General features: G+C 36.6%; 1 pseudogene. It reads left to right on the plus strand.

Annotated features, from left to right (window positions below):
• Positions 1 to 55: 55 nt before the first annotated feature.
• Positions 56 to 1,197 (plus strand): annotated as a pseudogene (locus tag HMPREF9421_RS10480) (IS3 family transposase); the annotation flags it as partial.
• Between the last annotated feature and the right edge of the window lie 53 nt (positions 1,198 to 1,250).

Consider the following 1,250-nt stretch of genomic DNA (forward strand, 5'->3'; position numbering starts at 1 on the left):
TGAACCGCACCCCACAAGTTAGACAGAAAAAATCTAACTTTTGGGGTGTTTTATTATGAAATTGACATATAAGGATAAGGTTCAGATATATGAACTTAGAAAACAAGGGCGAAGCTTCAAAGAGCTTTCAAATATATTCGGAATAAATATTCCTAATCTTAGGTACATGATTAAATTGATTGATCGTTACGGTATAGAGTTCGTCAAAAAGGGGAAGAATCGTTATTATTCTCCTAAATTAAAACGAGAAATTATTGATAAAGTTCTGCTTGAAGGTCGTTCACAAATAAGGGTGTCTCTAGATTATGCTCTCCCAAACCAAGGAATGCTTCCAAATTGGCTGGCACAATACAAGAAAAATGGGTATACTATTGTTGAGAAAACAAGAGGGAGAGCACCTAAAATGGGACGCAAGCCAAAGAAGAAACCTGAAGAAATGACAGAGTTAGAACGTCTTCAAGCAGAAAATGAGTATTTGAGAGCGGAGAATGCCATTCTAAAAAAGTTGAGAGAACTCCGATTGAAGGAAGAAAAAGAGCAAGAAGAAAAACGGAAATTGTTCAAGGATTAGTAACAGAGTTTTCTTTAGATATCCTTCTAAAGATTATTAAGCTTGCCCGTTCATCTTATTATTATCACTTAAAACAGCTGGATCAAAGCGATAAGGATGATGAAGTTAAAGCTGAAATTCAGTCAATTTATACTGAGCATAAAGGAAATTACGGCTATCGCAGAATGACTCTTGAATTGAGAAATCATGGCTTCGTAGTGAACCATAAGAAGGTGCTGCGTCTTATGAAAGTACTTGGTTTAACGGCTCGAATTCGCCGTAAACGGAAGTATTCTTCATACCAAGGAGAGGTTGGCAAGAAAGCAGATAACCTTATTCAACGTCAATTTGAAGCAATCAAACCAATGCAAAAGTGCTACACAGATGTGACAGAATTTGCCATTCCAGCAAGCAGCCAAAAGCTTTATTTATCACCAGTTTTAGATGGCTTTAACAGCGAAATTGTCTCCTACAATCTTTCTACTTCGCCGAACTTACTACAAATGAAAGCTATGCTAGAACAAGCCTTTACAGCGAACCATTACGAAAATACAATTCTCCATAGTGACCAAGGATGGCAATACCAACACGATTTCTATCATCATTTTTTAAAGAATAAGGGAATTCAACCATCTATGTCACGTAAGTGAAATAGCCCAGATAACGGTATGATGGAATCTTTCTTTGGCATTCTTAAGTC

The sequence above is a fragment of the Streptococcus australis ATCC 700641 genome, assembly GCF_000186465.1.
Classification (GTDB): Bacteria; Bacillota; Bacilli; order Lactobacillales; family Streptococcaceae; genus Streptococcus; species Streptococcus australis.